Below are 26,877 nucleotides of genomic sequence, written 5' to 3'. Positions count from 1 at the left end.
GACGGTATTAAATTCATAATCCGGCTCTTTTTGTACGGACAATTCGGAGCAGCGCAAAATTTTAGTAACTTATTTAATCATTTTTCACAAATTCCCCTGACCCATTATCTATTAAATTATAAACATGTTAAAAATTACTTTTAGTCTGATTTCTGCCTTCTTTATGCTCATGTGGTTTGGTCCGCAGCGTAAGAGTTCAGAAACAAAAAAATCATCAGAATCCTACACCCGTGCCGATTCATTGCCGAACGCAAGCAGCTGGCCGGCAGAGCTAAAAATCACTCATTTTGCAGGTCCAAATCTGACGCCAAGCCCCTCCTGTCTGGCGGTGGCTCCAAACGGAGAAGTTTTCGTTGGTGTCGATATGATCGGTTCGCTTGGGAAAGATCCGGGCAAGGGAAGCATCATCAAACTTGTGGATAGTAATAACGACGGCAAGATTGACAAACATTCCGTTTTTGCAATGGCCGATAACCCGCGTGGGATTATTGCCAAAGGCGATCAGGTTTTCGTATTGCACACAACATTTTCGCCCGAAACAAAAATAGCAACGGGCATGGACCTTGTTGTTTTTGAAGACAAAGATCGCGACGGTGTGGCCGACGGCCCCTCAAAACCGTTGATCCAGAACATAAGTTCTCCGAAATTTCTTCAAAGTCGTGGGACGGATCATGCTACCAATGGCATCCGGATGGGTATTGACGGATGGATATACATCGCCGTTGGAGATTTTGGTTTCCATGATGCTGTTGACAGGACGGGCAAAAAGATGACCATGCTTGGTGGCGGAATTGTGCGGGTAAGACCGGACGGAACCGAGATGGAAGTTTATACGCACGGAATGAGAAACATTTATGACGTGGCCATTGACCCGTACATGAACATTTTCACGCGTGGAAATACCAACGACGGTGGCGGATGGAATATCCGTTTCAGCAATCAGATACAATCGGGCGAATACGGATATCCCGTTTTATTCCAGCATTTCACGGATGAAATCATCCCTGCGCTGGTTGATTTGGGTGGTGGCTCCGGAACGGGCGCACTGTACCTGGACGACACTTCGTGGCCTGAAAAATACAACCGTGTTCCGATGATGGCCGACTGGGGAAGAAGCCAGCTTTTCATTCACCGTGTTACACAGGACCAGGCTACATTTAAACAGAAAGACGAAGAATTTATCAAATTATCGCAAATCACCGATCTGGATATTGACGGATCAGGCCGTTTGTACCTTTCGGCCTGGGATGGTGCCGGTTATTCGGGAAACCCGTCAAAAGGATTTGTTGTACGCGCTGTGCCTCAGAACTGGACTTACAAAGCTTATCCGAATGTAAAGAAAGCTTCCGTTAAAGAACTGGTGGCCTTACTAAAATCAGGCAGTGCAGTAGCCCGTCTGGACGCGCAGCAAGAGTTATTGACACGTCCGGCCAAGCAATCCGGCGAAGCGGCATGGAAACTTGCGGCAGACAAAAGCCTACCTCTTTACACAAAAGTGGCGGGCATTTTCACCTACGCCCAGATTACGGGTGCCGATGGTGTAACGAATTTGCTGAAACTTGTTGACGACAATGACACAAGAGAATTTGCATTACGTGCCCTGGCAGATCGCAAAGGCAATCTTAAAAATGTACCGATTGAGCCGTTCCTGAAAGGACTAAAAGATCCTTCTCCACGTGTGCAGATTGCGGCTACAATCGGACTTGGACGTCTTGGACGCGTAGAAGCGGCTCAGGCATTGTTGCAGGTTAAAGTTCCTGCTTCATTTGTTCCGCCTGCAAAAGATGTGGAAGGTCCTCACGCAACGCCGAATTCAGCAATTATCCCTCCTCACATTGCTGTTCGTTCGCTTGTGTCACTTCATGCAGTGGACGCTTGTGTGGCTGCGATCGGGACAGAAAATTCAACGATTGCACTTTGGGCATTACGTTACATGCATGATCCGAAAGCGGTGAACGGACTTATCGCGGCTTACAAACAAGCGAAAGATGAGGCTTTGAAAAAACAGATTCTGACAACACTTTCTCGTTTGTACAAAAAAGAGGCCGACTATGATGGTTCATGGTGGTGGAGTACCAGACCTGATTCTCACGGACCTTATTACAAAGCGATCACCTGGGAATCTTCACCTGCGATTAAAGATATTTTAACCCAGGAATGGAATAAGTCTGATGCTGCCGGAAAACAGTTTTTCGCGGACTTGAACAGCAGACATCGCATGGAAATTACAGAATTCGGAGGTGACGAAGTTGCGGCGGTGAAAGAGGAAGTAAAAGTCGACCTGGATAAAATCAGAAATAAAAAAGGACAGGTTGGCGAATCATCGATTGAAGATGTGATGTTGGCTATGGCGAAAATCAACGGAGATCCTGCGCTGGGAAAAACCCTGTTTACCCGTCAGGGCTGTGTTGCCTGCCATAGCATTACCAAGGGCGAAACGATGAAAGGGCCGTTTATGGGACAAATCGGATCGATCATGAACCGCGAGCAAATTGCTGAATCGATTCTTAAACCAAACGCATCCATTTCACAAGGTTTCGCCTCTGTCGTGATCGACGCAAAAGGCGGGAAAACTTATATGGGATTCATCACACAGGAATCCGCTACGAAGGTTGTTATGAGAGACATCACCGGACAGCTTTATACCATCAAAACATCGGATATCGTTTCCCGCAAAGAATTGGAAGATTCCATGATGCCGACCGGGCTCGCAAGTGCGTTATCTTACGAGGAATTCGCATCGCTGATCACTTTCCTTTCGCAGCAGAAAAAGTAAGCTTCGGGAGAACAGGTTAAGCGTAAACAGAAAAAGCAGGTTCATAAGAACCTGCTTTTTCTGTTTAAAACCGTTCCCTCAATTGTTACTCCATTTACTAAATTCCCCTTGTAATGTCTGATCCTATCCTTCACCTTTGCGGCTGAATTCACACGGTTTAATCACCACAATATCAGACACATGTTAAAATTATCGTTTATACTAATGGTTTCTTCTCTCACAAGTTTGTTTAATTCCACGGACTCAGGCAAGGAGAACATCATTATCAAATTTCCAATGGAGAATAACAAAGTTGTTTACAGTGAAACCATCGATTGCGGCAGCGTCACACAACTTGAACTGTTTCGCAGAGCACGGTTATGGGCCAGTCAATACAGCTCGGATAGCAAAATAATTCTGGCCGACAAAGAAACCGGCGATCTGGTTTCCAGCGGTAAAATACAGATTTCCCTGCCCCGCTCTGAAAATTTCGCAGGTGGTATTTATAACTTTCGTTATACACTTTCCGTAGAATGCGCCAATCGCAAGTATCGTTCTTCGATTAATCATCTGGAAGTCTTGGATAATAACAACCCCGTCGGTACACCGCTTGAGTCGTTCAATCTCAAATCTGAAAAAGACCAGAAAGAGCTGTTAGCCGCTCTTGACAAAAAAATAAAAGAAATACTGACTGATTTACAGCTGAATGTAAAAGACTATAAGGCGTTTTAAAAATGAATACCAACCGACTCGTCACGTACATTGCTGGGCCGGAAGTCTCCTGGTTTCTGATCTATGGTTTCGTCCTTTTCCTGGGATCGCAAAATCAGCCTCCAACCTACTCCGGTAATCTGCGACTTGAAAACATGAGTTGGCTGGTATTAATCACAGCCATTGTAATCTCCTTTATCCCTTTTCTCTGGATTCAGGAAAACCGTGGATGGCTGACGTTCCGAACCGGATTATCAGGGCTGGCTGGTATCTTTTTTATCAGTACAAAACTCTGCGAAGCCATCAAATACAACGACTCGCGTGATTCGGGCGTTGGAACGCTTTATGTGATGTTGATCATGCTGGGATTTGTCATTCTTTCACTTGGATTGATATGTGCCGGACTGGTAATCCGGTTCAGAATGCAGACACTGCCTGTTTTGAAATGGCTTGCTATAATCATCGGTGTTATTCTGACCCTGTCAGCGATCGTAAAACTCCTGGCAGCAACACCTGAAAAGTGACCACGTATAATGCCAGCCGTGGCTGAGTTTTAGTAATCGTAAAAATAGAATCAGATGTTATCAGACACCAACGCAAATATGAAATTTCCGGGAGGCGAATTTTTCATTCTCCTGTTTTTCCTCATTGGGCTGACCCTGTCCTGTATCGGCTTCGGGATCTATTACAGCCGCACAAAATTCGCCAGCACGGCAATCCCCACCAAAGGAATTGTCATTAGCCTGAACAGAGTGGTTCGAAATAAATACCCGCTGGCGCCATCCGTTCGCTATTACACACGCGAGGGACAGGAACATATATTTCACAGCTCCGAAGGAAAAAATCCGCCAGAATATCAAATTGGCCAGGAAGTTGATTTGTTTTATGACCCCCAAAATCCCGGAGATGTCCAGATTAAAGGAGATTTCTTTCTCGTATACATTTTCGCCAGCATAGGGGCCGTATTCCTCCTGTTATCTGTGTGGGAGGTTGCGAGCTCGGTAAAAACAATCTGGTATTGGGCCACTGGTTCATAAAAAATACTCAACCCATATTAGTTTGTATCGTGAACAAAAAACTTCCGTTCATAACAAAATCTGTTTAAAGCGACTGGCAAATTCAGAATTTTTTCATGTATTCAAGCGCCGGACCGACTTTTTCAAAGCCATGCTGTTTTCTGAAATTATCCTGTTCCAGCTCTGACATTTTCGCCAGAGCGCCTTTACTGACGGCCTGAAAAAATTCTTCCATTTTACCGGCGGGTTGAAAAAGAATCAGCATTTTTGCTTCACCTTCGCTGGTTTTGGAAAAAGTATGCGGTACTCCCCTGGGTCCAAAGACACTGTCTCCGGCTTTCGCCTGAAAGATATCATCCCCAACCTTTATTGTAAACGCACCCGTCAGAATATACCACCACTCATCCTGATCGTAATGAAAATGAAAAGAAGGCCCACCCTTTTTTAACCGTGTAGACTCAAACAAATACACATCACCGCCGGTATCCCGTTGAGAGATTTTGGTAAAAAATGTATCGCCTTCGAGCAGCGAAATACTCTGATCAAACCGATCCCTCCCAACATCCACCTTAAAACCTTTCTTTGACCTGTCGGGCTGCCAGGATTTCCCCTGAATTGCCGCACCGGAAAGAGCGGGAATCGCGCCAAAAGACATTTTTAAAAACGCTTTTCGTTTCATAACGTGAAATTTATGTAATCGAATAATATTAACTAATTTAACACCAGTCGATTACACAAACAACACATACTTATTAAGCGTATTTAAACTCACTTTTTTTCAACAGGAACTACAATAAAGTTTAACAATTCTGTATGACGAATGACAGAAATATTGGTGATGTCAAGTACCTCCCGATGTGTCAGCTCTTTGAAAAGTTCGTTGCTGCTGCTCACAGGTTTATCATTGAAAGAAATGATGATATCACCTTCGAGGAGCTGAGAGCGGGACGCAGGTGAATTTGCTTCAATGTGGGTGATGAAAATACCTTTATGATTGGTCAGTTTATAATGCTGGCGGATTTTTTCATTGACCTGAACATCCTGTAACTGAAGACCCAGATAGGCTTTGAAAACCCTGCCATCCTTGATCAGCTGCCGCGCTATTTCCTTGGCCGTGTTGATATCAACCGAAAAACTCAGCCCCTGCGCACCCTGAATCACGGCGGTATTCACACCGACTACTTCACCATCCGTATTGATCATCGGCCCGCCGGAATTACCAGGATTCAGTGCGGCGTCGGATTGGATAACGTTATCGACAAATCGACCGGACTGGGTTTGCAGCGACCGGCCCAATGCACTTACAACACCCGTTGTCACCGTATGCTGATAGCCATAAGGGTTACCGATAGCGATCACGAACTGACCAATCTGTAACTGACTTGCATCGCCTAATTTTGCAACAGAATAACCTTGTGTATAAATTTTAAGGATAGCAATATCCGTATCAGGATCTTTACCAATCAACTCTGCTTCAATCTCATTGTTGTTCAGCAGACTCACCATGATCTTCTCCGCACCCTCTACAACATGGCTGTTTGTAAAAATCAAACCGTCGGAAGAAAATACAAATCCTGATCCTGATCCAGCTGGACGAAGTTTGCCTTTATCGGTTTTAAAAATATCTATTTTGACAACTGCGTTTTTTGTTTTGTCCACAGCGTCAATGATCATACTCGAAAATGTGTCCATGTCAGTATCTTTTAGTTACCAACCTGGACATCAAAAATTTATCCAGCCAAATTTTAATGTCAAACTGTCCAGCAATTTTTCTTTTTTATGTCAAAACGCCATAAAAAAGTCTCGCAACACCGGCTGTGTTACAAGACTTTTATTGAGTGATAAAATGTAATTGGTATCGTATTAAACGGCTGGCAGCAAATTTCTGCTTACGTGACTCAGCCTTATTCCCCGTAAAGTTTTCAACCTTTCGCTCACGTTGACCGCTTCCTTAAATACATAACCTGCGCCAAAAAACTGCTTAAATTCTCTTATCGCTTCGTCCAGGTGTTTTCTGGAAATGCCGCTGTAAACGAGTTGTAAAAGTTGGGATTTTTCAGGAGTCAGCCGTTTCAGTTTCCAGTATTTTGGATGGTCAACTCCAATAGGTAACCTGAACGATTTGTCATGCTTTTCTTTAATTAAAAACTCAAAATCAATATTGACCTGTCCGGCGTGATCTTCGGCGTTACCTTTCAAAATAATTTTGGCTTCCCGGTCTGCCGCCAGGCTGAATGTTTTTTCGTGTATCATTAGAGCTAATAGTTTCTGATTGTTTGTAGATAAACAATTTACCCAAATATTATATTTCAAACTTACTATTTAACAACTAATAATATTATACCAAAGCCAATAATCACAAAAGAATTTATTGTAAATATTATACCGATAAAAAGATAAGTCCTATTAGAAATTGCTTAGAACAGAATTGGGAGAGGATTTGGACATAAACTCCGCTTTCCAGCCCGTCATTTAGGGTTCTCGTCCAGGCCTATTCTCATGTTCACCATATATTTACTGAATCCCACTTTCTCGTAAGCCTTGATGGCTGATTCGTTACCATCATAGACATCCAGCCGTAATTCCGTAATGTTTTGCGCAATCGCCCACTCTTTCAGTTTTTCGATAATTTGCCTGTTTACACCTTTTCCACGATACGCAGGATCAACATACATAAAACCCAGATACGCATGAACGGGATGTTTCAAATAGTGCTTCGATTTTTCAATCCTCGCATATCCTGAGCCGATCAACTTTCCGTCGGTTTCGGCCACGACAATTTCGATATGTGGGGCATTGATCAGCTCCACAATGTCGTAGTAGTGAATCGGATCAGCTTTTAATGTACTGTCAAAAGGTCTTTCCGCCTGAATAACGCCTTGCTCAAATTTTAATAATACTGGTAAATCGGCTGGTGTCGCCGTTCTTATGGTAATCAAACTCATGACTAAATGATTGTGAAACGTTTACTTTCTATGTTGTATTAATAAAACCCGCGCCGGAATTACAGTTTTACCGCTCCTTCAATTCCGATCTTTATTGGTTGTTTAAAATTTCCCTCATTATCCATTCCACTGGGCTGTAATACCACATTCCTGCATTTGAAATATAAAAAACCATTGACCTTCGATACTATAATAACACCCGACCCATCTGCGCCAGACCAGTTTTTTATCTTTTTATTTGCAACATCGGAGAAGGACACTTCTACCTTTTTTGATGCCTGGTTTGCCTCTTTACTAACCTGATAGGTACCAACGGCAGGCTCTGCTGTGCCAAAATCCATATGGAATGTTTGAAGCTTTTGCGTGTCTACGAGCACAAACATACCCGTGGTTTCATTAAAACCTCCTTTGTAGGCGAATTTTAAGCCAGCCGTATTACTTCCTTCGGCCCGGACTTCTCCAAAATTATACCAGCCGTTAGGGCCTGCATACAAAACGCCCTTAGGATTTGTATACCGATCATCGGGAGCACTCGGGACATTGGACCAGGTGTCGGCAGCCGGTTTCTGTGCAATACAAACAGACGAAAACAACAATGCTGCGGCAAGGAAAAAAGATGCTTTCATAAGGATAATTCGGGAGTTTTATTTGGGTATGTAAGTACGAATTAAGTTTTGAATCTTCACAGGGTTATGCATTTAATTTATGTTACGGATTAAAATTATTGTCCATCATAAACGCGGTCTGTAAGCGACTTAACGTCAAACAGGTACCGCATTTTATAACCTGAAAATCATTTTCAACAAACAATCCTCGTCGCAATTTTCGGAATTATAAGAAGTTTCCAATGGTTAGTAAAACAATAAAGTCATCATAACTAACGCAAATTACTTTGAAAACTTTTTCGCAACTGGCGATTCTCCTGATCGGAATTTCCCACTTTTCCTGCGATGGAATTTTTCAATACAACCCGAATCAGATCGTCCTGAAAGACAATGAAAGAGATCTGACGGTTAAGAATATTGAAAAAATAAAACAACTACCGGTCAAAGACACACTGCGGTTTATCCTCATGGGCGACAGTCAGCGCTGGTACGACGAGACTTCGGATTTTGTAAAAAGTGCCAATAAACAGAGAGATATTGCTTTTGTTTTACACGCCGGGGATATTTCTGATTTTGGCATCACCCGTGAATTTGAATGGGTGAATGAAATTATGCAGAAATTAAATTATCCATACCTGACTGTGATTGGCAACCACGACATTGTAGCCAACGGCCCGGATACCTACACGAGGATGTACGGAGCGCTGGATTATTCTTTCGAATTTGGCCCGAACAAGTTCATTTTTGTTAATACCAATTCGCGTGAGTATGCTTTTGACGGAACAACGCCGAATCTGACGTGGCTGAGATCAGAACTTGCCAATAATCCGGGCAAAAAGAATACGGTCGTGGTAGCACACGTACCGCCATTTGACGCCGACTTTGATCCGAAAATGGAAAAAGAATACGCAAAGATCCTGGCTGAAAGCGGCACAGTAAAATTGTCGTTGTATGGCCATCAGCATGCTTTCAAGGATGGGGAATATTACAATGACGGTGTTCATTATTATGTTACGACGAGTATGGGGACGAGAGGATACATGGTCATTAGCATGTGGAAAGATGGGTATAAAGTAGACCGTGTTGAATTCTGATAAAAATGAAAAAATTACTTATATCACTTTCGCTGTTTTTGAGTGTTGTAGCGTTTGCCCAGGAAGAACAAACTGAAGAAAAACGACCGAAATGGTTTGTCCCCAATCATTTCAAGCTGCAATTCGCCGGCAATATCGGTTTTATGTCGGGCGGACCTGGTTATGCGTCCAAAAATAAAACACTGGAAACTGATCTGATGTTTGGTTTTTTACCCCGCAAATTTGGCGGAGACGCGCTGATCACGATCACCGCAAAAACTACGTATTCGCCCTGGCGCATTCCATTGAAAAATACTTATTATATCGCTCCGTTCTCAATCGGTGCCTACCTCAGTTATACCTTTGGCTCACAATTTGACTCGAAATGGCCTTCCTACTATCCATCCGGATATTACTGGTGGGCAACGTCCATCCGCCCGGCGGCATACATTGGAGGAAAAGTCGGTCGTGATTTTAAGGTGAACCGGCAAAGAAAAACATTTGAACTATACTACGAGCTGGGCAGCTACGACCTGCTCATGATCAGTTATGTACAAAATCGCGAGTACCTGAAACTCTCGGATATTGTCAACTTATCTTTTGGTTTAAAAATGGCCCTGTAAAGCAAATTAAGCAGTTCAGGCACCCATTCCCGGAACTGCTCAATCGGCCTTTTTTATTTATGTAAATCCGGATTAAAAATCAAAGAATAATCGAAGCCGCTATCTTCATATACGCCTCAACGACATTGCCCACGAAATTATAGGGCGGCCTCGTCCGGTCAAACCGAACCGTTGTGACGTCGTTTTCAAGAAAAAACGTATTGGCACCTATGATTAAAAAAGGATTTAGGCTCCCTCCTGCATCTGATAAACCATAAATATAAGTTAACTCAAAAGGAATCTCCACGGTCGAGCCGATAGGCACATCAAGTGCAATTGGAGAGCCGATAAATGTCCTTTCGCCCGGTGTATGCAAGATAAAAATCCCCGCCGAAATGGTGGTGGAGCTCAGTAAGTAGCCAGCCGACACCGGAAAAGAAGGATTGGCAATTCTTCGCACAGTCGCTTTTACATCATAGGTCAACGCACCGGAACTGCCAGAAGTCGTGGCAGACGGATTGCTGTCTCTCTTGGCTTTGCTGCGCTTTAAGGCAATGGCAGGAGTGCCTGTAACAACCTCTCCTAAAACAGTCAGATCCTTGGCATAAAAGGTCAGCTTTTCAATCTTAAATTCACAGGGATAAGTCCGCGGGGTACCGGCCGTAGTCAAACAGGCAGAAGCCGGTTCATCAGGAATCTGAGGAATGTCGTGATCCGTGCAGGACAGAGCTGCAACCAGACAAAAATAAGTACCAAACAACAGCGACTTAGTGGTGATTGCAGAATAGTTCATAGCACAAATATTTATGTGATTAATTACAAAATTCCGCTGCAATGGTATTTAATGATTTAGTTAAAACCTAATGATCCCCTTGTTTAAAATAGGGCTAATTACTTTACGGTCAGAAAGATATTTGATACCAAAAAAGTAACCTTTTGTAAATTAGACCCGCACTAATAAAGGCTGACTTGGCACCTACGTTTGATATTTTTAAAACAAACTTTCAGTAAATTGCTAATTTCAGGGTCAAGACACGCACACCACTTATGAATCGTTTAAAATACCTGATTTCTTCCATCCCGCTTTTACTCTTAAACTGTAATAACGAAGAGCGCGAGGTAGCTTAAGAGCAAAAGATAATGAATGAACTGTTTGTGGAAATGGTTGGGAGGATACACAAAGACCCAAGTATTTACCTCAATGGGCCTGGTCCAGAAAAGGAGCGTCAAGACAAGCAAAAATTGAGCGGGAAGGATACTCCAAGATTGGTGGTCGCTGTGTCGGATCTTATCAGCCCTCCCGACAAAATGGATATACCAGACATCCTGAATTTCTGCAAAAAAGAAGGTGTAAAGGTGACGTTACCCGCTCCCAGCCGAAGCTATAAAATTAAATTGCAGCTATTTCGCGACAATCCCAGGTATCATTTTCGCTACCTCTCAGAATTTCCGGAGAAAGGAAATTTCGTTAAACCGGATGGTACTTTTGCGTATGATGGCGGTATCGCCTTTTCCAGAATACAATTCGACAAAGGCAAACAAATTGGAATTTTGACAGGAACTTATGTTTGCGAGCCCCAAATGCGGCATCGGCTATCTGATCATCATTCGCCGCTACGGCGATCATTGGAAAATTGATCAGGTTATTGAAAGCTGGGTTTCATGATTCCATTATTTACGAACATCTGCCACAACGCTCATTTCCCTAAACCAACATGCGCCGCAACGATCTGCCAGGCTCCGTTACGGTTTTGCCAGACCCTTGTGTAACGATACCGTCCTTCGAATGGCTGTCCCTGAAAACTCCCGGCCATTTCCATCATTACAAATACAATGGTCACATCTGGCAACAACCGATAATCCGTTTCCAATGCTTTCATTGACGTTATCCTGATTTCGCCATGACGATGCGCGTCAACATCCTCCGTCTTCCCGATCAGCGAACCATCTGGTCCGGTGACCAGCAATTCGTCTGCCAGTAATGCGTCGAGTTCGAGAACATTGCTTTTCAGCATGGCTTTCATAAGTCGGTCTTCTACTTGCTGTATCTGTTCTAGTTGAGTCATATCTATCATCCTTTTCTGCAAAGTTCTTATCAATTGTTCCAGTTGATAGTTGGATAGACTGATAAATTGTCGGGAAAAACGATACAAAAAAGCTATTGATCATCTGCGTTAACAACCAACCAAAATACCCTTCTACTATCACCTTGCTGATACGTTTCCATGATTTAAGTAATTATTAAATCGAAATCCGGAGCAGTATTTTTGCAGGAAAAATAACATCAACTTTATTAATAAAATCATGAAAGTTTTTCTAACCGGCGCGTCCGGTTATATAGGCGGATCAGTCGCCAAAGTATTAATCGATGCCGGGCATGAAGTTTTCGGTCTGGTAAGAAATCAGGAAAAAGCAGACGCAGTAGCAAGTTTTGGCGTTCGCCCAGTTATCGGAACACTGGAAGATCAGGATATCCTGATTGCGAACGCAGCCAGCGCGGATGCCGTGATTCATACGGCTAATTCCGACCACAGAGCCGCAGTCGAGACGTTCATCCAAACACTTACCGGCACAGGAAAGGTTTTCATCCACACGTCAGGATCAAGTGTGGTGGGCGATGATGTTTTGGGTGAAACAACGACACCGAATATTTATACCGAAGAAACACCATTCACTCCGATGGATATCCGGGAAGAACGTGTCGCAATCAACAACTTTGTCAGGCGTGCCGGTATTGATAATTGGGTGAGAACTGCCGTGATTGTCCCCTCTATGGCTTATGGTAATGCGCTCGGACTGGATGTTGAGAGTGACCAACTGCCTGTGGTTTTCAGAAAATCAATCGAATTTAAAGCAGGTATTTATCTGGGATCGGGTATAAACCTCTGGTCAAATGTGCATATCGCTGATTTAGCCAACCTTTACCTTTTAGCATTGGAAAAAGCACCATCCGCCTCCTATTTTTACGCAGAAAATGGTGAAGAATCCTATAAAGATATTGCCGGATATGTGTCCGAAGCCCTTGGTTTCGAAGGAAAAATACAAAGCTGGCCTGCGAAGGAAGCACTGGCAGAACTGGGTGACTGGGCCAGATTTGCCTTAGGCTCAAATAGCCGCGTCCGCGCCGTTCATGCAAGAAATTTACTTGGCTGGAAACCAAGCCACGAGTCTTTGGCCGACTGGATAAAAAACAAGCCGTTTTGATAACGTTCCTTAAGATTGGTACGAAGCCTTACTTTGAAAAATTAGGGCTTTATACCAATCCTGAAAGATCTGCATTGATGACTGGTTGATGATTTTTTCAGGGTTTGACTTCAAAAACTGATGCAATCATTTCTTCCGAGAGCTGCCTTTCCTTCACCAAAGCCCAGTCGCCGGGAGTTTCCGGAAAACCATTACGGCAATAGCCCGCCTTATTCCCAAAATCGAAGATTGCATGGCAATGATTGTTGACTAAAAGTGCCGCGAGTAAACCATCTTCCCGCCAGCAAATCTCGATTTTTGTCAGCAATGTTTTCTCAATAATGTCTTCGACATTGTAAATATGCAGCCCATCCAGAACGTCAGGGTTTTCTGACTTATCAATTGCATAGAAATAACCGGTCTTCTGGTCATCTTCAAACACAACACCGAAATCGTGTTTTGAAGAAAAGCTGTGCAGGAAAGTATCCTGACCAATTTTGTATTCGTGTTGGACGTCTAAAATCAATTTCGTTCAGATTGGATTTACAATAATTTCAATTTTTCTTTGCCTGTTATCATCAACCCAAATATTGCCTTTATTTGTAAAATACTAATTGCGTTTCTTGTTGTCGCAAGAATTTGTTTTAACTTTTTCCATAAAACACAGCCTGTCGAGCCTATGATGAATGATACGCAGCAACCAGTTATCAAAACCCTGCCCCCAAAACTCCTGATCGGTAAACGCATTCAGACTTCGCTAACGGATAACAAAACCTTCGAATTATGGAGAAGTTTTATGCCCAGGCGAAGTGAAATTATCAATAATATTGGCACTGATTTATATTCCATGCAGGTTTACAAAAGTCCGGCACACTTTGAAAACTACAATCCCTCCGCGCTGTTTGAGAAATGGGCTGCGGTCGAGGTTTCAGATTTTGATATCGTTCCTGTGGATATGGAAACATATCAATTACCAGGAGGACTTTATGCCGTTTTTATTCACAAAGGTCCGGCGAGTGCGGGAGGGAAAACTTTCCAGTACATTTATGGCACGTGGGTTCCAGCTTCGGACTATGTGTTGGATGACAGACCGCATTTTGAAATTTTGGGAGAAAAATACAAAAATGAAGATCCGGATTCGGAGGAAGAAATTTGGATTCCGATTAAGCCGAAAATATGATGGCAGGTATTGAATTATCCATGTGCCCCAGGCGAATCTAGCAGAAAGAAAATTTTTAAATAAAGAGGGAATCATGAAACGTTCCGATGGAACGTCTGGCGGCTACGGGAACGAATCGAGCTACCCACGAGATCTGCCTAAGGCAGAATATTCGCAGTTGCACCCTCTCAATCATTATGTCCGACACCACGCCCGAAACGCAACAGAAAACTCGTAAATTATGTACGATAGGTACATCCGGTCGGTCGCAAACCGGGCATTAGCAAAACCCGAATCATTCCATAGGAACGTTTGATAAGCGATAGTGGTAAAACAAGCTATTCATGCATCATGTACCAACGGTACATCTGGTCGGTAGAAAAAACGGGCATTAGTAAAACCCGCATCGTTCCATAGCAACGTTTGGTAAGCGATAGTGGTAAAACAAGCTATTCATGTACCATCGGTACATCTGGTTGGTAGCAAACCAGGCATTAGCAAGCGCCGCATCGTTCCGTAGGAACGTTTGGTGAATAGTAACGGTAAAAGAAAAAGCGAACGACCACATCTATCTCTGGCATAACGTTTGATTGGCTTTGCAAAATTTCAATTTGACAAAAACATTGGAAATTCATGCATCATGTACCATCGGTACATCTGGTCGGTAAAAAACCGGGCATTAGCAAACGCCGCATCGTTCCGTAGGAACGTTTGGTGAATAGTAACGGTAAAAAAACGAAAGACCACATCTATCTCTGGCAAAACGTCCATATTGTTTGATTGGCTTTGCGAAATTTCAATTTGACAAAAACATTGGAAATTCATGCATCATGTACCATCGGTACATCTGGTCGGTCAAAAACCGGGCATTAGCAAACGCCGCAGCGTTCCGTAGGAACGTTTGGTGAATAGTAACGGTAAAAAAACGAAAGACCACATCTATCTCTGGCAAAACGTCCATATTGTTTGATTGGCTTTGCGAAATTTCAATTTGACAAAAACATTGGAAATTCATGCATCATGTACCATCGGTACATCTGGTTGGTAGAAAACCGGCATCAACAAACGCCGCATCGTTACGTAGCAACGTTTGGTAAGCGATAGCGGTAAAAACAAGCTATTCATTCATCATGTACCATCGGTACATCTGGTTGGTAGAAAACCAAGCATTAGCAAGCGCGGCATCGTTCCATAGGAACGTTTGGTGAATAGTAACGGTAAAAAAACGAAAGACCACATCTATCTCTGGCAAAACGTCCATATTGTTTGATTGGCTTTGCAAAATTTCAATTTGACAAAAACATTGGAAATTCATGCATCATGTACCATCGGTACATCTGGTTGGTAGAAAACCAAGCATTAGCAAGCGCGGCATCGTTCCATAGGAACGTTTGGTGAATAGTAACGGTAAAAAAACGAAAGACCACATCTATCTCTGGCAAAACGTCCATATTGTTTGATTGGCTTTGCAAAATTTCAATTTGACAAAAACATTGGAAATTCATGCATCATGTACCATAGGTACATCTAGTCGGTAGAAAACCGGACATTCGCAGAATCCGCATCGTTCCATAGGAACGTTTGGTGAATGGTACCATTAAATTAACTACCAAATCTGCCTACTTCAAAAATCGCCCCTAATTCGTCTTCCGATAATTCCATATTGCCCAACCGTTTAACACCCCGGCAAAAGCAACTAAATATAAAAACTCCTGTTTTACATCGCTGAAACTGCTTCCCTTGAGTATAATCATCCGATCTGTTTTTACGAAATGCGCGACTGGCGTCATGTTGGAAATCACTTTTCCCCATCCGGGCATTCCATCGGTGGAAGTAAAAAAACCACTCATCAGAATGAAGATCATAATAAAGAAAAATGCCACAAACATCGCCTGTACCTGGTTGCCACTGTATGTGGATATCAACAAACCAAAACCGAGCAAGGCGACAAGATACACAGCCGCGAACGCATAAAGTGTCAGAAAACTTCCCGCCGGTATGATTCCATAGACCAGCCAGCTGATGGTTAATCCCAGTGTAAAAACGATCATTCCGATGATCCAGAACGGAATCAGTTTCCCTAAAATAAACTCCCATTTTTTAATTGGTGTCACGTTAATCTGCTCTATCGTACCCACTTCCTTTTCCTTAACGATGTTCAGTGCCGTCACAAATCCACCGATCATCGTCAGCAGCAGCACCAGTATCGCCGGGACGATATTGTACTTATACTCGGCCCGCGGGTTAAACCAGTTTGTGAAGGTAATATCAATAATACCTTGCTGTGGTACAATGCCGCTCTTTACATTGACATCAATGTTCGCATTAAAATCAGCAATAATAGAATTAAGGTATTGTCCGCCAATCCCCGCTTTTGTTCCATTGATAGCATCTACCGAAATACCAATTTTTTGCACGCCCTCCCGTACCAGATTTCTTTCAAACCCCGCCGGAATTTCCATCACCAGGTCCGCTTCACCATTTTCAATATACGTCAGCGACTTTTTAAAAGAGGTTTCAGCACCCACAATTTTGAAATACCCCGAGGAAGCAATTTTAGAAATCAGCTTTTGAGAATAGGTGCTATGATCCTGATCCACGATCGAAATATTGACACTTTTCACATCAAAATCCATCGCTAATGGAAAAATAATCAGCTGAATGACCGGCAACGCAAACATGATTCGGAGGATGGTCGTATCCCGCCGGATCTGCCGGAATTCTTTCTGCAACAAAAAGCCAAGTACGGTCATTGTAGTCTGATTTTAAAATTTTTCAAAGCAATACCAAGCAGTGCGATGGTCATACCGGTCAGCACCAGCGTTTCCTTCCAGACATATGCGAAACCTAGCCCTTTTAACATAACAGCCTTGGTAATGATGAAGTACCAGCGGGCGGGAATCACATTCGAAATGATCTGGAAAACCTTCGGCATATTTTCCAAAGGGAATAAAAAACCCGTAAATATCAACGTGGGCAACATCATGCCCATCATTGAAATAAGCATGGCAGTCTGTTGGGAATCGGTAACGTTCGAGATCAGCAGGCCAAGCGAAAGACAGGTTAAAATAAACAGCACGCTTTCTAAAAACAGCAACAAAACGCTGCCCTTAATCTCAACGTCAAGCAGATAAACCGCTAAAAGCAGAATCAGTATTACATTGATCATGGAAAGCAGCAAATACGGAACGGCTTTCGCAATCAGGACAAAAACGGGTTTAAAAGGCGATACAAGCAATACTTCCATTGTGCCGAGCTCCTTTTCTTTAACTACCGCCACGGAAGTCAGCGTGGTACAGACAATCATCAGAACCAAAGCCATAACGCCCGGGATAAAGTTCAGCGAACCATTGCCCTCTTCGTTGTAAAGCATCCGGCTTTCCGGTATAATCCGGTAGGCTAAAGTGGGCGAAGGCGCGATTTGCTGCTGGTAATCGCCAATAATGGCTGTGAGATAATTCACCACGGTTTTCGCAATGTTTGGGTCAGAACCGTCGGTTATGATCTGAACCCGTGTTTTGCCTGCATGGAACAAATCATCCCCGAAATGCGCCGGAAATATCAGCGCACATTTAACATCACCTTTCCTGAATGCCTTTTCTATGTCCTTATAATTCAAAACAGATTCCTGCACTTTGAAATACGCCGACGCCTTTATTTTATTCGTAATCTGCTGAGAATTGATATCCCTTGCGTTATCAGAAATAATGATTTCGATATTTTTCACTTCGTTGGTCAGTGCAAAACCAAACAAAACAATTTGTACAACCGGAAGGCCAAACATGATCAGCAATGTTCTCCTGTCGCGAAAAACATGAAAAAACTCTTTTCTTATAAATACCAGTAATTGCTTCATATGGTTGTTGTTTTGATTACACAGAGGTTCACAGAGGGGTTAAGAGCGGACGCCGCGCGGGCACACTGAGATTTTGTTTGTACAATAAAAAAGCTCTGCGCCCCTCTTTATTGCCGCGCGGCGTCCGCTCTGTGGACCTCTGTGTAACCCGAAAATCTCAATCACCCGAACGTTTTGCTCCCCGAGCCAGTTGGTAAAATACTTCGTCCATTGAATCTGCGTTAAATTCCTTTTTTAAATTGGCCGGTGAATCCAGTGCTTCCACTTTCCCGTCGACCATCACCGAAATACGATTGCAATATTCTGCTTCGTCCATATAATGCGTGGTTACAAAAATGGTGAGACCCGTTGCAGCGGCTTCATAGATCATATCCCAAAACTGCCTCCGGGTCACAGGGTCAACACCACCGGTTGGTTCATCAAGAAAGACAATTTGCGGCTTATGAAAAATCGCAACCGAAAACGCAAGTTTCTGTTTCCAGCCCAGCGGCAACTCCCCTACCAGCTTTTTCGCTTCCGATTCCAGACCCAATGTCTGCACGAGCTCCGCACTGCGGCTCTTTATTTCTTTCCTCGGCACACCATATACGCCTCCGTAAAACTCAATATTTTCAAGGACTGTCAGGTTTTCATAAAGCGAAAACTTCTGGCTCATGTAGCCAATGTTTTTCTTGATTTTTTCCTGCTGTTTGTACACATCAAAACCCGCAACGGTTGCCGTGCCGGAACTCGGAAAGGACAAGCCGCAAAGAATCCGCATCGCCGTGGTTTTCCCCGCGCCATTCGCACCGAGAAACCCGAATATCTCCCCTTTTAAAACTTCGAAAGAAATTTTGTTCACGGCATAAAAGTCGCCGAACTGCTTCGTCAGATCCTTGCAAACAATGGCTTTATTATCTTCCATACTTGAATTTATTGATGCGCCGATGCTTCGCTTTTTTCATTCATCAGGCGGATAAAACTGTCCTCGATACCCGGTGTAATTTCTTGTATCACAACATGGGTATGCCCTCTTTCAATCGCCAGATCTCTTAATTCAGAACTTCCGGCTTCCCGGTTTCCCTTCGTGGTGACATGCAAAAATTCACCAAAAGCATAACAGCTGTCCACCGCCTGAGCTGCGCGAAAATCATTTAAAAGTTTATAAATGTTATCTGATTTCGCTGCATAGAGTTTTGCAGGAAAAGCTCTGATGATATTTTCTGGCGTATCGACACCCATAATTCTGCCATTCTGGATCAGTGCTATGCGCTCGCATAAATTGGCCTCATCCATATAGGGCGTCGAAACGAGAATCGTAATCCCTTTTTCTTTCAAAGATTTCAGCATCGCCCAGAATTCCTTCCGCGATACTACGTCCACACCGGTTGTCGGCTCATCCAGAAGCAGAACTTCCGGCTTGTGAATCAGCGCACAGCATAGGGCCAGCTTTTGTTTCATTCCTCCCGACAACTTCCCTGCACGCCGGTCGCTGAACGGTTTGATCTGATCGTAAATATCTTTGATCAGCTCATAATTGTCATCAATCGTCGTTCCAAAAATAGTCGCGAAAAATTCCAGATTTTCTCTGATTGTAAGGTCCTGATACAACGAAAACTTGCCGGGCATATACCCGATCCTGTCTCTGATCGCCTTGTAATCTTTCACTACGTCGAAACCTGCAACGGTAGCAACACCTTCATCAGCCAGCAAAACCGTCGTCAGAATTCGGAATATGGATGTTTTCCCGGCCCCATCCGCTCCGATAAGTCCGAAAAGTTCACCTTTTTTCACTTCGAATGAAACATCCCTGACGGCCTTTACATCCTGGTAGGATTTGGAGATATTTTGGAGTGTGACTGCGTTCATTGTTTCTTGGTTGAAAGTGGAGAGTTTAGAGTTGAAATCAGATAATTTCCCTCTCTTAATAACAACAGCCAATAATCGGATTCATTAGCTTCCTTCAATGCAATGTTCATTTTATTGAGAAAATCAGCTGTCGATTGCCCGTGCTCGGCTGCACTGATCAATGCTCCAACGGCAGTTCCGCTTCTTAAAAACTGTTTGGAAAGAACGTACTCCCGAAGGTCAGCAGACAAAAACTTATACATACCAACCACCCGGATTGCAAATGCGACCGACTTAGGTGCTACAATGCCTTTTCTCATATGATGTTTTACCATAAAGACTAAACCTTCAAAAATCCTCACCTTATTAACAAATTTTCCCCACAGCCCCCGAACCACTTTCAACTCTCAACCCGCTGCCACCGCTAAAAAAGAACAACCTCCCCATACATTCCAATCTTCAAAAACCCGTCGTTCCTGACCCGGACTTTCATCGCATAGACCAGATTCGCCCTTTCATTTTTTGTCTGGATTGTTTTGGGGGTGAATTCGGCTTTTGCTGAAATCCAGTAAATCTGTCCGCTATATGACTTGTACTTTTTTTCTCCCTCATCAATCCGCACGGTCACTTTTTGTCCCGTTTTGATCCGGGCCAGCTTGTCGCCTGTGATGTAAGCCTTTAGGGTGAGTGTATCCACATTGGCAATCTTGTAAAGCGGTTTTCCTATTGCCGTCATTTCGCCTTTCAGAGCATATCTGGTCAGGACCAAACCGGTTAACGGATTAATAATCTGCCCGCGGTTGATCTGCTCCTGGTATTGTTTTGCGGTAACAGACAACGGCGATTGCTCACTCAAAATCCCGCGGTTTTGCGTGGCCGAGTTGTAGTTATACAGTTTAATTTGCTGCCGTGTTACACTGATCTGCTTTTGCATCTGGTCGATAGCGGCATCCAGATCGTCCAGCTGTTTTTGCGTCGCCGCGTCAGCCTTCACCAGGTTTTCCGTCCTTTTTCGCTCTCGGATCTGTTGGGCAAGTTGGGATTCCTGAACGGCAAGCTGCTTAACCGCCACCTCGGTTTGGTCTTTTGAACTACCGGTTTTTTGTTTTAACGCGGCTATGGAAGCCTCTGCCTGCTGTTTTTGCAGCTCCGGAATTTTTACGTCAATTTGCCCGACGTTATCTCCCGCTTTCAGTTCCGCACCCTCCTGAACGCCGAACGCCAAAAGCTGCCCTGTCTGCTGGGCGGACACAATGACTTCGTCGGCTTCAAAATTCCCCGACGCGTCATAATCGTCTTTTGTTTCACAGGCTGCCAGGAAAAAAAGCAGTGCGAGGACTGGTACTGTTTTATGTCGCATAATCAAATGATTTCTAATTTTCATTGCCTGAGGTTTGATTGTGTTTGTATGCTGCCTGTAAGAGCTGAACCGTGTGCAGTATCAGCGTCTGACGTGAAAGATTGACCGAATTGAGCTGTGAGATATACTCGTGTATCGTGATCACACCATTGTCCAACTGCGCTTGTGCCGACTTTTTGACAGATTCCCGAAGTTCAATCAAACGCCTATCCTGATCGATCAAATCCCGGAATTTCTGAATTTCTTCTCCCTGCTGGTTTAACGTCAGATTGGTATTGTACAAAAATACCTCGCGGTCCACATCCACATTCTGGCGGTTGACATGAAGAATTTCTTTGTTATTTTTCAACGTGTACAAGCTACCCAGATTCCAGTTCAGCCGCAATCCGGTAATAAACCAGGGACCGAATTTGTTTTCAATGATGTTGAGCGTCGGCCGTCCGTAAGCTCCCTGAAAAAAGGCACTTAATTTGGGCGTATAGGCAGACTGCAACTTTCTTTCCTCAACATCATACAGTCTTTTTTGAAGATCATACAGTTTTAATTCCGGCCGGTTAATCTCATTCTGAACTGGTTTTTCCATTGGCATAAGCAGTTTCGTGTTTGCATCAAGCTTCTTATCGATCATCAGCGAGAGCATCTGTAAATAGGCCCGTCGGTTTGATCCGAACTCGATACTGCTCATGTCGACATTCACAAGTTCCGCTTTCAGCTGGTCCACATTGCTTCGGAACGACGTGCCGTTATTCAACGCAGCCTGCGTTTTTTCGAGCTGGCTCTGCAACTCCGATTTCCTGATTTCATTTTGTTTCAATTGCTCATCCATCAAAATGACCGCAAAATAAATCTGATTCACACGTTCATTCAACGCTCTCAGATTGACCTCAATGCTTTGCTGCTGAATAGCCTCGTTTGCCCGGATTGACGCTTTTTGATTGCGAATTTCTCCGGCATCATACAATGTTTGGCTAATTTCAGCCTGGACTTTGTACTGGTCTTTGCTGATCGATGGCAGACTCACACCTGGAATAGCAGGGATGGCATCTGCAAAACTGATCGTCTGAGATTGATAGCTGGCCTGTCCGTTTATCGTCAGCTGAGGCAGATACAATTTCGAAGCATTCTCCACTGAAAAATTGCTGCTTTTTTTGATCAGATCGTATTTTTTAATCAACGGATAATTTTCGCGCGCCAGCGAATAACACTCCCCGATCGACAAATTTTGAATGGACTGAGCAAAAAGCGCCGTTTTCAACAGCCAGGTGAAGGAAAGAAACACCCAAAATTTCAGCTTTTTAATCATCTTATTTAGTCTTTTAATTTAATCGTTTGATTAATGAGTGGATCAAAAAAATGCCGTCAGTTCAGCATCATTTTTATCCACATGGGAATCAACTCCTTACGTTGTTTCATCAGCTCATCAAATTCGGCTTCTTTGCCTATCAGTTTCGATAAAACCGGTTTACCAACAAAAGGAAAAACGGTCATTCCAAGCAAATTGATCAGTATATGAAACGGGCTCACGCTTAACTTCCGCTCAATCAATTGTTTCATAAAAACCGATTTGGTCACCCGGTCGCGGGCGTTAACAAGCGCCGCAAATTTCTCCGGCCGGTTTCTGATCTCACTTAAAACAAAAATCGGCAGATCCGGATGTTCCGTCAACAGATCGATATAAGAACCTGCAATGCCTTCTATCTTCTCTTCCAGACTGCTGCTCTCTTCATTTAAAATCGGAATGATGGCACCAAACAGTTTATTGACCCGTTCCAACATCACCAGCTCAAACAACTTTTCCTTGCTCCTGAAATAGTAATTCAGCAGCGCCAGGTTGATCCCTGATTCTTCGGCAATATCTCTCGTGCGGGCCGCGGCATAACCTTTTTCCGTAAACACTTTACGCGCCGCTTCCATAATCTTCTCCTCCGTCGACAAATCCAGATCTTTCTTTCCCTTAGCCATGCTTTTGTTTTATTGCGTGGCAAAGTTTATTAATAATTTTATTAAATCAAAATATTTAATCGAATGATTAATAAAATATATTCAAAGCAGCTCTGAGATATAATTTAGCATTATTTTGCAATGCATTTTAGGAGACTCCCACGGAGTCAGGATTTTCCAGATACATACTTGGGCTATAAACAGGGTGCTTCAAAGAAGCAGGGAGGATCAGCGACACTAATTAATGATATCAAGATTTGCTACATGCCAACTTTATTAACCGGCACTCAATGTTATCAAGAATCGTCGAAGTGAGGTGATTGTTAATTATAGTAAGAGCTCTCATAAAATGAATACTCCATTCTTCCGGAATAGGTAGAAACAAATTGAACGTCAATCGATATCCAAATATGAAGAATCGAATCAATGGCTATAAACAGGAAACTCTGCGGGATCAGAAAATCAAAAACTGCGGTGACGAATCCTGTACGCATTCAGCCCATTTAGGGGCACCCTGTTTATAGCAAATACAGGGTTACCCGCCTTTTCCCGGCTCCTTCGGAGCCTCCTGTTGTTCAAATATTATGAAATCCGCAACGAAGACTCCCTGATAATCAACTCCGAAGGCAACACAATACTCTCATGCGTAAAATCTCCAGAAGCATTAATCTGATTAAGGAACAGACGCGAAGCCTCCATACCAATCTTTCGCCCTGGACGGCTGATGGTGGTCAAAGAAGGATAAGTGTAAGCTGAAATTGGTGAATTATCAAAACCAACGATGCCTATATCGCCCGGAATTTTCAATCCGCGATCCAGAATAACCCGCATCGCCCCTATCGCAACCTGATCGTTTACACCAAAAATTGCATCCGGCGGCGAGTCAAGATCCAGAAGCCGTTTGGTTGGCACAATCGCACTCTCAACCTGAAAATTGGTGTTGATAATCAGTTCCTCCCGGATCGCGATATCATATTTTTTCAGACAGTCGCGATAGCCTTTAAAACGCTGCTCGGACACGGTAAGCCCGTTCGGACCTTTTAAATGGGCGACATTTTTATAACCAATCGTGATCAGATGTTCTACCGCAGCGAAGGCTCCGTGATAATCATCGACCGTCGCCCTACTGGTTTCAAAATCCTCATATTCACGGTCTATAAAAATCAGTGGCGTTTTCCGCTGGATTACATTTTCAAGATGCTCATAGTAACCGGAGTCATAGGTTTCCTGAGAAACCGAGAGGAAAATACCTTCCGTACGGTTAGACAGCAGTTTAGACAGATATTCTTTTTCAAGCAGGTAATTTTCATTCGTCACGCAGATATTAAGCGTGTAGCCCAACGGCTGCAAAACTGTATGCAACCCCTCTATCACCGCCGTTTCATAATAATTACCGATCGTTGGTACCACAACACCCAACGTTGCAGTCTTTTTATTCAATAAACTCAGCGACACTTCATTACGCTGATAACCTACCTCTCTGGCGTATTCCTGAATATTTTTCCTGGTGTCTTCATTGATAGCCGGATGATCATTAAGTGCCCTGGACACGGTGGATGGAGAACAACGGAAGCGGCGGGCAATGTCTTTAATGGTAACCGGACGAGAGGAATTCATGAGTAGGATAATTACAATTAAATATTTAAAATTTTTTCAAACGTTTGCATTCGATATTAACATATTTACACTTTGTATTTAATTTATACAACGCTATCATTGTGCAAATGTAATAGAAAAGCAACAATGAGCGACCTTCTGGTAAAACCGAAACCTAACCAAAAAACCTATCATTCCCTGACCAGCGACCAGGCCGGATGGACTTATTTAAACTTCGAAGCCAGAGTTCTCGACCTGAACGAACAATATACGCTGAACACCGGAGATTACGAATACTGCATTACACTTTTAGGTGGAAATTTTAAGGTAGAAACCGACGAAGGAAGCTGGGAAACCATAAATGGACGGAAAGATGTATTCAGCGGTATTGGTCACGCGATGTACTTATCAAGAAATACTGCGTTTACTTTAACAGCGCAATCGCCTGACACTGACATCGCTATTTGCTGGGTGGCCACCGACGAAGATCATCCCCCGTACATGAAGCGGCCCGAGGAAGCTGCCATTGAATTCAGAGGTGGAGATAACGCGAACCGTCAGATCAATAGTCTGCTTCAACCCGGATTCAATTGCCATAAGATCGTTTGTGTGGAAGTTTACACGCCATCAGGCAATTGGAGTTCTTTCCCGGCCCATAAGCATGACGACAGAAAAGTGGACGCTGACGGTAATCTGATCGAAGCCAATCTTGAAGAAATTTATTTTTACAAGATCGATAAACCACAAGGTTATGCCATTCAGCAGGTTTATACCGACGACCGTTCACTGGACGAGATTGTCCGTGTGCATCATAACGAGGCTGTTTTGGTACCCAAAGGATATCATCCGGTGGCAGCTGCACATGGCTATAATGTTTATTACCTGAATTTCCTGGCCGGCAGTGACCAGTCACTGGCCAACACTTCTGACCCGGACCACGATTGGATCTACGGTTCCTGGAAAGGTCAGGACCCGCGGTTACCCATTGTGACACTGGAAATGAACAACGCTAACTAGATTGCCTGGCAACAAGGTTTCTTCAATTTCAAGATTAATCCGGCTAAATCATTTATTCAATGCCTCAACATGATCTCTTAACCATCGGGCGCTCTTCCATTGACCTGTACTCGGCCAATATTGGCAGCCCGTTTGAGAAAATAAGTGCTTTTAATGCATTTGTAGGTGGCTGCCCGCTGAATATTGCGACGGGAGCACAGCGACTTGGACTTAATACCGCCATTCTCACCGGCATCGGTAACGACCAGGTGGGAAATTTTATCAAACATTTTTTAAACGAAGAAGGAATATCGACAGCATTTATTCCAACCATTGAGGGGACGCGAAGTTCGGCTGTAATTCTCGGCATTGAGCCACCTGACAAGTTCCCGCTCGTTTATTACCGCGAGAATTGTGCCGACATCAATCTTAATATCGACCACGTTAATGCCATTCCATTTGAAGAATTCAAAGCCGTGGCATTTTCAGGAACTGCTTTCAGCAAAGACCCGAGCCGGACTGCGATGTTTTATGCATTGGAAAGAGCAAAAAAGAACAAACTGACCACCCTTCTGGATATCGATTTCAGAGCCGACCAGTGGGATGATCCAAGATCTTTTGGAGTGACATTACGCGCTGCCTTGAACAGTTTTACGATTGTGGTAGGCACGGAAGAAGAAATCCTGGCAACTTATTTAACTGACAAGGAACAGCTTTTAATAAAACACCAGCAAATCTCGGCTCCCGAAATCCGCGGAAATATTGATACGGCCATTCAGGAAATCCTGAATTCGGGTGTTGAAACTTTGGTGGTCAAACGCGGAAAAGACGGCGCTTCGATTTTCCAGCCCGGAAAAGAAGAAGTTAAAGTTCCCGGTTTCCCGGTCGAAGTACTAAACGTCCTGGGCGCCGGAGATGCTTTCTGCGCCGGATTTTCATACGGTATCCTGAATGGATGGAACTTGTTTAAAAGCGTAAGAATGGGAAATGCCTGCGGTGCGATCATCGTAACAAGAGAAGGCTGCGCCAACTTCATGCCCACATATTCAGAAGTAACTGAGTTTGTAGAAAGCCGAGGCGGATTTTAGTTTAAACGCAGAGGTAAGAGATCCGCCGCCGCGGTTTGGCGCGGAGGTGCACAGAGTTTTATTTAAAAATAAAGCACACATAACCTAAGCGGAGCTCTGCGAGGCAACTCCCCGAACTCCGCGTTTAATAGCATAAATATATTAAAAAATAACAGCGCAACTCA

At 43.6% G+C, this 26,877-nt stretch carries 28 protein-coding genes; 11 read left to right on the top strand and 17 right to left on the bottom strand.

Annotated elements, in window-relative coordinates; all coding sequences use genetic code 11:
• The first annotated feature begins 124 nt into the window (after positions 1–124).
• From M1L62_RS17035 to M1L62_RS17020, 4 genes are all read left to right on the top strand, one after another.
• Positions 125–2,776 (top strand): DUF7133 domain-containing protein, encoded by a 2,652-nt coding sequence (locus tag M1L62_RS17035; RefSeq protein WP_254560814.1) that lies wholly within the window; start codon positions 125–127, stop codon positions 2,774–2,776.
• A gap of 276 nt (positions 2,777–3,052) precedes the next feature.
• A complete protein-coding gene (locus M1L62_RS17030) occupies positions 3,053–3,487 on the top strand; it encodes a DUF4468 domain-containing protein (RefSeq protein WP_254560813.1) in 435 nt (144 codons plus the stop codon).
• Positions 3,488–3,489: 2 nt separating this feature from the next.
• Positions 3,490–3,990: a hypothetical protein gene (locus tag M1L62_RS17025; protein ID WP_254560812.1), complete on the top strand. Its 501-nt coding sequence runs from the start codon at positions 3,490–3,492 to the stop codon at positions 3,988–3,990.
• 54 nt (positions 3,991–4,044) lie between these two features.
• Positions 4,045–4,503: a DUF3592 domain-containing protein gene (locus tag M1L62_RS17020; protein ID WP_254560811.1), complete on the top strand. Its 459-nt coding sequence runs from the start codon at positions 4,045–4,047 to the stop codon at positions 4,501–4,503.
• 82 nt (positions 4,504–4,585) lie between these two features.
• On the opposite strand, the gene M1L62_RS17015 is transcribed toward M1L62_RS17020, so the two are convergent.
• The 5 genes from M1L62_RS17015 to M1L62_RS16995 form a co-directional block, all read right to left on the bottom strand.
• Positions 4,586–5,161 (bottom strand): cupin domain-containing protein, encoded by a 576-nt coding sequence (locus tag M1L62_RS17015; RefSeq protein WP_254560810.1) that lies wholly within the window; start codon positions 5,159–5,161, stop codon positions 4,586–4,588.
• Between the two features lie 89 nt (positions 5,162–5,250).
• Complete coding sequence (locus M1L62_RS17010; RefSeq protein ID WP_254560809.1) at positions 5,251–6,174, bottom strand: S1C family serine protease; 924 nt, start codon at positions 6,172–6,174, stop codon at positions 5,251–5,253.
• 171 nt (positions 6,175–6,345) lie between these two features.
• Complete coding sequence (locus M1L62_RS17005) at positions 6,346–6,735, bottom strand: DUF4302 domain-containing protein (protein WP_254560808.1); 390 nt, start codon at positions 6,733–6,735, stop codon at positions 6,346–6,348.
• Between the two features lie 215 nt (positions 6,736–6,950).
• Complete coding sequence (locus M1L62_RS17000) at positions 6,951–7,427, bottom strand: GNAT family N-acetyltransferase (RefSeq protein ID WP_254560807.1); 477 nt, start codon at positions 7,425–7,427, stop codon at positions 6,951–6,953.
• Between the two features lie 59 nt (positions 7,428–7,486).
• Positions 7,487–8,053: a hypothetical protein gene (locus tag M1L62_RS16995; protein ID WP_254560806.1), complete on the bottom strand. Its 567-nt coding sequence runs from the start codon at positions 8,051–8,053 to the stop codon at positions 7,487–7,489.
• Between the two features lie 266 nt (positions 8,054–8,319).
• On the opposite strand from M1L62_RS16995, the gene M1L62_RS16990 reads away from it, so the two are divergent.
• Positions 8,320–9,126, top strand: coding sequence for a metallophosphoesterase family protein (locus M1L62_RS16990; protein WP_254560805.1), 807 nt, complete (start codon positions 8,320–8,322; stop codon positions 9,124–9,126).
• A gap of 5 nt (positions 9,127–9,131) precedes the next feature.
• Positions 9,132–9,728: a hypothetical protein gene (locus M1L62_RS16985; RefSeq protein ID WP_254560804.1), complete on the top strand. Its 597-nt coding sequence runs from the start codon at positions 9,132–9,134 to the stop codon at positions 9,726–9,728.
• 79 nt (positions 9,729–9,807) lie between these two features.
• On the opposite strand, the gene M1L62_RS16980 is transcribed toward M1L62_RS16985, so the two are convergent.
• Complete coding sequence (locus M1L62_RS16980) at positions 9,808–10,500, bottom strand: hypothetical protein (protein WP_254560803.1); 693 nt, start codon at positions 10,498–10,500, stop codon at positions 9,808–9,810.
• Between the two features lie 347 nt (positions 10,501–10,847).
• Between M1L62_RS16980 and M1L62_RS16975 the strand changes: the two genes are divergently transcribed.
• Positions 10,848–11,345 carry a hypothetical protein gene (locus M1L62_RS16975; protein ID WP_254560802.1) on the top strand — a complete coding sequence of 166 codons (498 nt, stop codon included), beginning with the start codon at positions 10,848–10,850 and terminating at the stop codon, positions 11,343–11,345.
• A 59-nt stretch (positions 11,346–11,404) separates the two neighbouring features.
• Here the strand turns inward: M1L62_RS16975 and M1L62_RS16970 are convergent, their stop codons facing one another.
• The gene (locus M1L62_RS16970; protein ID WP_254560801.1) at positions 11,405–11,773 is read right to left on the bottom strand and encodes a nuclear transport factor 2 family protein; all 369 of its coding nucleotides are present in this window, start codon (positions 11,771–11,773) and stop codon (positions 11,405–11,407) included.
• A gap of 238 nt (positions 11,774–12,011) precedes the next feature.
• Between M1L62_RS16970 and M1L62_RS16965 the strand changes: the two genes are divergently transcribed.
• Positions 12,012–12,911 (top strand): NAD-dependent epimerase/dehydratase family protein, encoded by a 900-nt coding sequence (locus tag M1L62_RS16965; RefSeq protein WP_254560800.1) that lies wholly within the window; start codon positions 12,012–12,014, stop codon positions 12,909–12,911.
• Between the two features lie 97 nt (positions 12,912–13,008).
• Here M1L62_RS16965 and M1L62_RS16960 read toward each other — a convergent pair whose 3' ends face one another.
• Positions 13,009–13,416, bottom strand: a complete 408-nt coding sequence (locus tag M1L62_RS16960; protein WP_254560799.1) for a DUF2251 domain-containing protein — start codon at positions 13,414–13,416, stop codon at positions 13,009–13,011.
• A 153-nt stretch (positions 13,417–13,569) separates the two neighbouring features.
• On the opposite strand from M1L62_RS16960, the gene M1L62_RS16955 reads away from it, so the two are divergent.
• Positions 13,570–14,070, top strand: a complete 501-nt coding sequence (locus tag M1L62_RS16955) for a GyrI-like domain-containing protein (RefSeq protein WP_254560798.1) — start codon at positions 13,570–13,572, stop codon at positions 14,068–14,070.
• Between the two features lie 1,616 nt (positions 14,071–15,686).
• Here the strand turns inward: M1L62_RS16955 and M1L62_RS16950 are convergent.
• The 9 genes from M1L62_RS16950 to M1L62_RS16910 form a co-directional block, all read right to left on the bottom strand.
• Positions 15,687–16,802, bottom strand: a complete 1,116-nt coding sequence (locus M1L62_RS16950; RefSeq protein ID WP_254560797.1) for an ABC transporter permease — start codon at positions 16,800–16,802, stop codon at positions 15,687–15,689.
• Positions 16,799–17,905, bottom strand: a complete 1,107-nt coding sequence (locus M1L62_RS16945) for an ABC transporter permease (RefSeq protein ID WP_254560796.1) — start codon at positions 17,903–17,905, stop codon at positions 16,799–16,801. Before M1L62_RS16945 ends, M1L62_RS16950 begins: the two co-directional genes overlap by 4 nt.
• 157 nt (positions 17,906–18,062) lie before the next feature.
• A complete protein-coding gene (locus M1L62_RS16940) occupies positions 18,063–18,809 on the bottom strand; it encodes an ABC transporter ATP-binding protein (RefSeq protein ID WP_254560795.1) in 747 nt (248 codons plus the stop codon).
• A gap of 8 nt (positions 18,810–18,817) precedes the next feature.
• Entirely contained in the window at positions 18,818–19,753 is a 936-nt protein-coding gene (locus M1L62_RS16935; protein WP_254560794.1) for an ABC transporter ATP-binding protein, read from the bottom strand.
• Positions 19,750–20,052 (bottom strand): four helix bundle protein, encoded by a 303-nt coding sequence (locus tag M1L62_RS16930; protein ID WP_254560793.1) that lies wholly within the window; start codon positions 20,050–20,052, stop codon positions 19,750–19,752. Before M1L62_RS16930 ends, M1L62_RS16935 begins: the two co-directional genes overlap by 4 nt.
• Before the next feature lie 104 nt (positions 20,053–20,156).
• Complete coding sequence (locus M1L62_RS16925; protein WP_254560792.1) at positions 20,157–21,092, bottom strand: HlyD family secretion protein; 936 nt, start codon at positions 21,090–21,092, stop codon at positions 20,157–20,159.
• Between the two features lie 13 nt (positions 21,093–21,105).
• The gene (locus tag M1L62_RS16920; protein WP_254560791.1) at positions 21,106–22,395 is read right to left on the bottom strand and encodes a TolC family protein; all 1,290 of its coding nucleotides are present in this window, start codon (positions 22,393–22,395) and stop codon (positions 21,106–21,108) included.
• 56 nt (positions 22,396–22,451) lie between these two features.
• On the bottom strand, positions 22,452–23,054 hold the full coding sequence (locus tag M1L62_RS16915) for a TetR/AcrR family transcriptional regulator (RefSeq protein ID WP_254560790.1): 603 nt from the start codon (positions 23,052–23,054) through the stop codon (positions 22,452–22,454).
• Between the two features lie 561 nt (positions 23,055–23,615).
• Entirely contained in the window at positions 23,616–24,650 is a 1,035-nt protein-coding gene (locus tag M1L62_RS16910; RefSeq protein WP_254560789.1) for a LacI family DNA-binding transcriptional regulator, read from the bottom strand.
• A gap of 126 nt (positions 24,651–24,776) precedes the next feature.
• Here M1L62_RS16910 and iolB point away from each other — a divergent pair, with 126 nt between their 5' ends.
• Both iolB and iolC read left to right on the top strand, forming a co-directional pair.
• Positions 24,777–25,646, top strand: a complete 870-nt coding sequence (gene iolB, locus M1L62_RS16905) for a 5-deoxy-glucuronate isomerase (RefSeq protein ID WP_254560788.1) — start codon at positions 24,777–24,779, stop codon at positions 25,644–25,646.
• Positions 25,647–25,705: 59 nt separating this feature from the next.
• Positions 25,706–26,713 (top strand): 5-dehydro-2-deoxygluconokinase, encoded by a 1,008-nt coding sequence (gene iolC, locus M1L62_RS16900; RefSeq protein WP_254560787.1) that lies wholly within the window; start codon positions 25,706–25,708, stop codon positions 26,711–26,713.
• Positions 26,714–26,877: the final 164 nt, after the last annotated feature.

This window comes from Dyadobacter diqingensis (assembly GCF_024220585.1).
Classification (GTDB): domain Bacteria; phylum Bacteroidota; class Bacteroidia; order Cytophagales; family Spirosomataceae; genus Dyadobacter; species Dyadobacter diqingensis.
The sequence above is the reverse complement of the archived record's forward strand: the minus strand, read 5'-3'. Positions and strand labels throughout refer to the sequence as shown.

Coding starts and splice junctions, on each gene's coding strand:
- M1L62_RS17035 (WP_254560814.1), top strand. CDS start 125: ATGTTAAAAATTACTTTTAGTCTGATTTCTGCCTTCTTTATGCTCATG.
- M1L62_RS17030 (WP_254560813.1), top strand. CDS start 3,053: ATGGAGAATAACAAAGTTGTTTACAGTGAAACCATCGATTGCGGCAGC.
- M1L62_RS17025 (WP_254560812.1), top strand. CDS start 3,490: ATGAATACCAACCGACTCGTCACGTACATTGCTGGGCCGGAAGTCTCC.
- M1L62_RS17020 (WP_254560811.1), top strand. CDS start 4,045: ATGTTATCAGACACCAACGCAAATATGAAATTTCCGGGAGGCGAATTT.
- M1L62_RS17015 (WP_254560810.1), bottom strand. CDS start 5,161: ATGAAACGAAAAGCGTTTTTAAAAATGTCTTTTGGCGCGATTCCCGCT.
- M1L62_RS17010 (WP_254560809.1), bottom strand. CDS start 6,174: ATGGACACATTTTCGAGTATGATCATTGACGCTGTGGACAAAACAAAA.
- M1L62_RS17005 (WP_254560808.1), bottom strand. CDS start 6,735: ATGATACACGAAAAAACATTCAGCCTGGCGGCAGACCGGGAAGCCAAA.
- M1L62_RS17000 (WP_254560807.1), bottom strand. CDS start 7,427: ATGAGTTTGATTACCATAAGAACGGCGACACCAGCCGATTTACCAGTA.
- M1L62_RS16995 (WP_254560806.1), bottom strand. CDS start 8,053: ATGAAAGCATCTTTTTTCCTTGCCGCAGCATTGTTGTTTTCGTCTGTT.
- M1L62_RS16985 (WP_254560804.1), top strand. CDS start 9,132: ATGAAAAAATTACTTATATCACTTTCGCTGTTTTTGAGTGTTGTAGCG.
- M1L62_RS16980 (WP_254560803.1), bottom strand. CDS start 10,500: ATGAACTATTCTGCAATCACCACTAAGTCGCTGTTGTTTGGTACTTAT.
- M1L62_RS16975 (WP_254560802.1), top strand. CDS start 10,848: ATGAATGAACTGTTTGTGGAAATGGTTGGGAGGATACACAAAGACCCA.
- M1L62_RS16970 (WP_254560801.1), bottom strand. CDS start 11,773: ATGACTCAACTAGAACAGATACAGCAAGTAGAAGACCGACTTATGAAA.
- M1L62_RS16965 (WP_254560800.1), top strand. CDS start 12,012: ATGAAAGTTTTTCTAACCGGCGCGTCCGGTTATATAGGCGGATCAGTC.
- M1L62_RS16955 (WP_254560798.1), top strand. CDS start 13,570: ATGATGAATGATACGCAGCAACCAGTTATCAAAACCCTGCCCCCAAAA.
- M1L62_RS16950 (WP_254560797.1), bottom strand. CDS start 16,802: ATGACCGTACTTGGCTTTTTGTTGCAGAAAGAATTCCGGCAGATCCGG.
- M1L62_RS16945 (WP_254560796.1), bottom strand. CDS start 17,905: ATGAAGCAATTACTGGTATTTATAAGAAAAGAGTTTTTTCATGTTTTT.
- M1L62_RS16940 (WP_254560795.1), bottom strand. CDS start 18,809: ATGGAAGATAATAAAGCCATTGTTTGCAAGGATCTGACGAAGCAGTTC.
- M1L62_RS16935 (WP_254560794.1), bottom strand. CDS start 19,753: ATGAACGCAGTCACACTCCAAAATATCTCCAAATCCTACCAGGATGTA.
- M1L62_RS16930 (WP_254560793.1), bottom strand. CDS start 20,052: ATGAGAAAAGGCATTGTAGCACCTAAGTCGGTCGCATTTGCAATCCGG.
- M1L62_RS16925 (WP_254560792.1), bottom strand. CDS start 21,092: ATGCGACATAAAACAGTACCAGTCCTCGCACTGCTTTTTTTCCTGGCA.
- M1L62_RS16920 (WP_254560791.1), bottom strand. CDS start 22,395: ATGATTAAAAAGCTGAAATTTTGGGTGTTTCTTTCCTTCACCTGGCTG.
- M1L62_RS16915 (WP_254560790.1), bottom strand. CDS start 23,054: ATGGCTAAGGGAAAGAAAGATCTGGATTTGTCGACGGAGGAGAAGATT.
- M1L62_RS16910 (WP_254560789.1), bottom strand. CDS start 24,650: ATGAATTCCTCTCGTCCGGTTACCATTAAAGACATTGCCCGCCGCTTC.
- iolB (WP_254560788.1), top strand. CDS start 24,777: ATGAGCGACCTTCTGGTAAAACCGAAACCTAACCAAAAAACCTATCAT.
- iolC (WP_254560787.1), top strand. CDS start 25,706: ATGCCTCAACATGATCTCTTAACCATCGGGCGCTCTTCCATTGACCTG.